The sequence below is a fragment of the Caldithrix sp. genome, from assembly GCF_056497305.1.
Map to the genome: position 1 here is coordinate 21,409 of NZ_JBSMDE010000180.1, position 6,000 is coordinate 27,408.

The following is a 6,000-nucleotide window of genomic DNA, read 5'->3' on the forward strand; positions in this document are numbered from 1 at the left end:
TTCCAACACAGGTGGAAAAAATACCCACACACGCCTTCCCCCTCTCCCAGATTTTTATTCTGGGAGAGGGGGATCGAGGGGGTGAGGGCTAATTCGTGATATGACTTCCGCTGTTGGAGGAGTAAAGTTAAGAGTATATGAGTGTAAGAGTTAAAGGGTTCCGGGGAACCGGCCTGCCATCTTTTAAAGAAGTTTTTTGGTTGCGGCTCTGCTGCCTTAGTTAAAGAAATAGATTGTGGATTTAACATTCACTATGTTAGACCACCGTTCCCCATGTAGAAACAAAAATCATCTTCTCCCTATTGGTTTTGATGGACAAGGGGGAAGATCATTCCCGCGCCCTGCAAACAGGGCCCGCTTAAATCCGGTAATTTTTTTTATCACTGCAATTTCACGGACAATTAAAAAAATTGCCGGTCCATCGACCTAATGGGTACGCTCATTAACCAGATTTTTTAATTTCCCTTCCATAAAAGCCGTCACCGTTTCTTCAATCCAGGCTATGTCGGTCAAAACAACCTGCAGACCGGCTGCTTTAAAGCTTTCATAAGCGCCCATCCCCATGCCCCCAGCAATCAAAACATCACAATCCGAGATTTCACGGGCCATCATGGCATGTTTGGATTGGGCATCGGCACTGTAGCCATGGCGTCCCTGGTGATCTTCGTGCTGCTCATGATGGGTATGTCCGGCAAAATGGCCGGTGCCCCGTTCACGCAGCTCCACGTTCACAATTTCATTACCTTCAATCGTGTAAATCTTGTAATATCTTGATCTTCCAAAGTGCTGGCTGACGTATTCTCCGTCGTTGGTTACGATGGCTACCTTCATCTCGTATCTCCTTCTTGTTATGTCCAAATTCTTTTACTTAAACAGTATGGTTTTCCCTTAAAGATGAGATCACTCCTTAAAAAGCCCTGCAAGCAAATTTTCACCTAAAGGTCATTGAGCTGCATTTAACCGATTTTTTTCCTTTCCTTGAATTCGTGATTTTCGAACTGCATGCTACCATTAAAAAAAATCCTGAAATTTATTCAGCCAATCTCTGGTAATATTGGTCGCCGTTTCAATGATTTCAAAAACCCGTTCATCTGCAATTTTGAAGTACATGGTTACGCCCTGTTTATGAGCCTCTACCAGACCTACATTGCGCAGCATCATCATGTGACGCGAAACCACCGATGGATCTAACAGCAGTTCATTAATAATTTCCTGTGAATTTTTCTCTCCGTTTTTTAAGAGTTCTAAAATGCGCAAGCGCTGATCGCTGGCCAGCGCCATAAAAAAACGGGAGCGCGGATCGGTCATGGGGCCCATCATTCTGGTGCCCATCTTCATTCCTCGGGGCATATTGACTCCTGTTAATATTGCAAAATTGTGCAATAAAGATAATTATTTATTTCTCCAAAGTCAACTTTTCTGCGCCAATAAACCATCTTTTTTCAGATGATTTGTGAATATGATCAACAATTATTCTGGTTTATGTGTTTAAAATTTACCTGCTGACGGATTGCCATTCGCCAACAGGTAAAAAGAATATTTGCCAGGCGATCTATTTTTCTATTGAAGCCGGCCTTTACTCCAATTGTCCTTTTTGAATGATGTTCAACAAATCAATAGGTTTTTTGTCGTATGCATTGGCCAGGTCGCGCAGCAGCATCTGGCCGTCCGCTTTGATATGGAACTCCTCAAGTCGTTCCAGCGCCACTTCCAGCGGAATGTTTAAATCTTTACAAATATCTGCGAGCGTCATTCGGCCGTATCCCCTGCCAGAGAGAGAAGTGGCCATCTCCTGTTTTTGGACGGGTTCAACCTTCATTTTTTTAAATAATTTGCTGGGCGTGATATCGTATTTTTCGGCCACGTCTTTTACGATCATCTCAGGAGTCGCTTCAATGTTCTGCTCTTTTAAATTTTGAAGAATTTGCTGCAAGGGTAATTGAACGGTTTTTGCTAATTCTTCGATGCTTAATTCTTCGGCGTGGGGAATGGGCGGTTCGGTTTGCTCACTTTCCCATGATTCTGTAAAATATTCACCAATATCCATAATGGTGCTGAAGGGGGGTACGTTCCACAGAGTCAGCACAAAAATGGCGATGGTTAAAATCGTTGTGGCGTACAATTCTTTACGTAAAGCAAAGGCCTGTTTAAATTTATCTTTCAGATAAGAAATAAAGGGCTCAGTTGTAGAATAGATGAAAACCGGCGGCAATAACGAACAGAAAAGAAAAGATGGTGTGAATGGCCTGCCATTCTTCTTTTTCCAGACTCAACAAAGAGATGTGCGTCCATTTGGCTATTCTGCCGGCCGGCGCAATGTACAAAATTACGCCCGAAACGAGTAAAATGAGCGCCGACCAGGTAATGTACAAACTAACGAAAGCTCTCCAGCTAAATTTTCCTCGGCGATAGGCTGCCATGTCATTTTCCTCCTCAGTTAGAATTTCCAGGATATCGATCCGCTAAAAATGGAATTTTTATAGTCGTACCAGTAGCTGTTGGATTCATTGATTAGATGAACGTAATACAGACTAAAGGTCAAAGTTTTGATCCAGGCTTTGTTTAAAGTAAAGGATTTTTCCAGAGACACATTAAGAGTTTTGCCGTTGTCGGAACGGATTCCTCCAAGGCCGACGGAATCATCTGCGGAAATATAGGCCTGTTCACTGATGTAGTTTTTATCATAAGAGCTGCCGGCAATTTTTAACGATGTTTTAGCCGGCAAAAGCCAGGTAATCTGTCCCGTAAAACGCTCCATCTCATAACTGAACGGATCGTCAAACAGCTCTTCGTCCTGGTAATAGTCGTTGGCGTTCAGGTAATCTGTTTGGCTGGTAAGACTGATCTGTTTCTTGTACTGGATAAACATTCCAATTCGGCGATGCAGAGATTGAGCCACCCGAGCTAATAAAATGATATGCGATAAACCTGGAATCGTAGTCGTTTCTGTGTAATAATTTACATTCATTCTCCCGCGTCCCCGAATCGTTTCGGTCTGCTGACCCGCAAAACTTTTGTACCCATAATCCGCTTCCAGAATAAGAGTAGTACGGGTTGGCAACGATTTATTGGCCTGAATGAAAAGGTAGTGTCTTGCGTTGGAAAGCTGTGGAAAGGTGGAATATTCACGATATCTGAAATTGTAACCGGTTTTTAAAATGAATCTTTGTAATTTAAAAAACGCACTGCCGTACAGATAGAACTGGCCGTAATTGTAATAATCATATTCTTGCCCATTGATCCGCAGATCGAGATCCGCTCCATAATAAAACGTGTGCTGATCCTGTCTGCCAACTGATTTAAAGGAAGAAAAACCTATGGAATGGAGGGAAAAGTTACGTTCATTTAATTTGTTGTACAGATAAAAATCGCCCTCATACTTTACCTGAAAATTGGGATTCTGTGGCTGGTAGTTCAGATGAATGCCAACATCTGTTAGCACATCTTCCACCGGTTCGGGTGAGCGAAACACATTATCATCAACATAGCTTGAAACGTTGAAATGAGTAGAAATCTGGGCCAGTACAATTTGCGTACCTGCCAATAGAATAATAGCTAATTGTTTGATGTCCATGGTAAAATCCCCTTTTAATTTCTCCCGGTTTCCCGGGTCGTTTCCATTACGGTATTGAATTGAACCGTACTTAATCGCACAGGTGTGTAGTGGATTCCTATTCGCCTTAAATTTCTCACAAATGCGCGCAAATGATTTCTTGAACCGCGCATTAAATGGTTATAAACAAAGCGTATGTCATCATTTCCCTTAATGCCCTGTAGTTTTTTTTGTAAATCAAGAATATCGATTTCTTCGATCAGGGCTCCGACTTTCAAGGCCTCTTTTAATGACGTTTTTCCGCGGGCGGTTAATTCTTCAAACAGTTTTTGCAAAGTTGGATTTTTAAAAACTCCGATGGAATCGCCTTTTACCGGATCACTGATTTGATATTTTTCCAAAAGCGTTTTAACCACGCTGGTGTGTCGCTGTTCGCTGCGTGAAATGTTGTTAAACAGGCAATGTCCCTGGTTCTGATACAGTACAATGTAAACATCTCGTGCCAGTTTTTCCTCCTCACGCATTAATAAAAGACCGTCTATCTCGGCCAGTTTCAGGGGATCTGATGGCATGTTCAGAATGTTCTCTTGTTTGAAACAAGGTCTATTAACTGTGCCTGGTTTGGTTTGTGCATTTGACTTTGAAATGCCGATATTGAGCAGCATGGTTGTAAACAGTAAAAACTGCACAATACTAAGCCGTGATATGAGTTGGTACATATTACCCTCCTTTACATTATTTCGATTTGTGGTTATTGTAGACAAGCATCATGCCATAATTTGTTATTTATTGAATTTAAAGGAGTTAGAGTGATTTGAGTGCAGGAATGGCCGAAAATATTTCGCCCATTTGGTCTAAGAATGGGCTGGTGGGGCGATAAAAGGGACTTTAGCAAATTTTTAGAATTTTTTCTCAAAAAAAAAAAAGCCCGACATTCGTCGGGCTTCGAGGGTATTGGGGGGGGTTAGAAGGATTATTTGCGACCACGTTTTGCATTACCTTTTGGGCCGGTACCGTCACACTCACCTGTACCCAAGCCAGTTCCCTGTGCGGTACCTTGCATTCTACCTCTGCCCAGTTTACGTCCGGTACCATCCTGAGGACGAACAAAATCGGGGTCCTGACCGTTGGGAATGCCATCACCATCTGCGTCCATTGCATTGTCGTTAATGCCGTCGCCATCTAAGTCTACAAATCCGGCTTTGCTGTTACCCTTGCGCATTTTGGCACCGGTATAATCCGGATCCATTCCATTGGGAATACCATCGCCGTCAATATCCGGGGCATTGTCATTGTAGCCATCTCCATTGGCATCAACAAAACCTTTGACTCCATGTCCTTTGGTTTGCTGTTGCATCATCTGCATTTGATTTTTGTTACCTTTACGGTATTTGTTTTGCACCTGTAAAGAGTCCTGTGCAAAAACGTTGCTGGCAAAGAAGATCGCCACTAAGCCTAAGATTACGAGTAAGTTCTTCATTTTAAACCTCCTTGGTTTGTTTTAGTTTAACTTGGCTTCGCTTTTAATAATGACAAATGCCGTGCCAAAACTAAATTAGTCCATTTAATACATTGTATTTAAATGAATTGCTTTGGTTTGGTTTTTACCTATTGAAAGGCATCTTCCGACAGATAGGTCGATTTCATGAACAACAGGGGCGAAAAAAATCGTACTCTACGCACAACTTTGTAATTTTGTTTTTTACGTGACGGATTTTAGTAAAACATGTTGAGAAGAAGAAAAGGCAACATGGTCACAACCATTAATTTAACACAGATACACAGAAAGGCCACGAAAACACAATAGAGCAATTTTTGATTAAAAATACTCTTTTGTGACTTCTCTGCCTGTCCGGCTGGACAGCCGTCCAGACGGGCCTGTCGGCTGCGCCTGCCAGACGGGTGCTCTCTGTGGTTGTTAAATTCCCGGGTAAATGTTCTTGTTTGCGGCTCTGCTGCCTTAGATTAATGATTTATTTTTTATCATACATATCCAAAATATGTATGATAAAATGTCTTTAAAATTTAGCAGCTCTCCCTGATTACAGCCTTTTAATGAATTTTTCAAATTTGATGAAGAACTATTAAAACAGTAAAAGTAGCTATATCTCAATTTGATGGAATTAATTATTTGAAACCAAAGCACTCATTAATAATTGAATTGCATTTTAAAAAAAATTGTCGGTTTAAAATTGGATGCTAAAATTCCATAATAGAAAAGTCCTCTGTCTAAAGAAAGTGAGGAGATATGGAGAATTGTCCTGAACCGGACCAAACATACTTGTACCTTAAAAAAACAACAATTGACCATTTAACTAAGGCAGCAGAGCCGCAACCATTAATCAACCACAGAAAACTCCAAGAAGCTACAAAGACCCTAAGGATATTTTGAGATAAGATTTTTTTTCAACCCGCACCATTCTCCCCCTCGCCCGCTTTGCGGGAGA

General features: G+C 41.5%; 7 protein-coding genes. All 7 read right to left on the reverse strand.

Annotated elements, in window-relative coordinates:
* Positions 1-426: 426 nt before the first annotated feature.
* Positions 427-831: a NifB/NifX family molybdenum-iron cluster-binding protein gene (locus ACWB0I_RS14900; protein ID WP_479388864.1), complete on the reverse strand. Its 405-nt coding sequence runs from the start codon at positions 829-831 to the stop codon at positions 427-429.
* A gap of 180 nt (positions 832-1,011) precedes the next feature.
* Positions 1,012-1,350 carry an ArsR/SmtB family transcription factor gene (locus ACWB0I_RS14905; RefSeq protein ID WP_479388865.1) on the reverse strand — a complete coding sequence of 113 codons (339 nt, stop codon included), beginning with the start codon at positions 1,348-1,350 and terminating at the stop codon, positions 1,012-1,014.
* A 226-nt stretch (positions 1,351-1,576) separates the two neighbouring features.
* Positions 1,577-2,212 carry a hypothetical protein gene (locus ACWB0I_RS14910; RefSeq protein ID WP_479388866.1) on the reverse strand — a complete coding sequence of 212 codons (636 nt, stop codon included), beginning with the start codon at positions 2,210-2,212 and terminating at the stop codon, positions 1,577-1,579.
* Positions 2,181-2,420, reverse strand: coding sequence for a DUF4405 domain-containing protein (locus ACWB0I_RS14915; protein WP_479388867.1), 240 nt, complete (start codon positions 2,418-2,420; stop codon positions 2,181-2,183). Before ACWB0I_RS14915 ends, ACWB0I_RS14910 begins: the two co-directional genes overlap by 32 nt.
* Before the next feature lie 17 nt (positions 2,421-2,437).
* Positions 2,438-3,574 carry a hypothetical protein gene (locus ACWB0I_RS14920; protein ID WP_479388868.1) on the reverse strand — a complete coding sequence of 379 codons (1,137 nt, stop codon included), beginning with the start codon at positions 3,572-3,574 and terminating at the stop codon, positions 2,438-2,440.
* A 14-nt stretch (positions 3,575-3,588) separates the two neighbouring features.
* Positions 3,589-4,272 carry a DUF2202 domain-containing protein gene (locus tag ACWB0I_RS14925; protein ID WP_479388869.1) on the reverse strand — a complete coding sequence of 228 codons (684 nt, stop codon included), beginning with the start codon at positions 4,270-4,272 and terminating at the stop codon, positions 3,589-3,591.
* Between the two features lie 254 nt (positions 4,273-4,526).
* Complete coding sequence (locus ACWB0I_RS14930) at positions 4,527-5,033, reverse strand: hypothetical protein (protein WP_479388870.1); 507 nt, start codon at positions 5,031-5,033, stop codon at positions 4,527-4,529.
* Positions 5,034-6,000: the final 967 nt, after the last annotated feature.

Excerpts from the sequence above, each read along its gene's own strand:
- ACWB0I_RS14925 (WP_479388869.1), bottom strand. The coding sequence starts at position 4,272 with ATGTACCAACTCATATCACGGCTTAGTATTGTGCAGTTTTTACTGTTT.
- ACWB0I_RS14905 (WP_479388865.1), bottom strand. The coding sequence starts at position 1,350 with ATGCCCCGAGGAATGAAGATGGGCACCAGAATGATGGGCCCCATGACC.
- ACWB0I_RS14900 (WP_479388864.1), bottom strand. The coding sequence starts at position 831 with ATGAAGGTAGCCATCGTAACCAACGACGGAGAATACGTCAGCCAGCAC.
- ACWB0I_RS14920 (WP_479388868.1), bottom strand. The coding sequence starts at position 3,574 with ATGGACATCAAACAATTAGCTATTATTCTATTGGCAGGTACGCAAATT.
- ACWB0I_RS14915 (WP_479388867.1), bottom strand. The coding sequence starts at position 2,420 with ATGGCAGCCTATCGCCGAGGAAAATTTAGCTGGAGAGCTTTCGTTAGT.
- ACWB0I_RS14930 (WP_479388870.1), bottom strand. The coding sequence starts at position 5,033 with ATGAAGAACTTACTCGTAATCTTAGGCTTAGTGGCGATCTTCTTTGCC.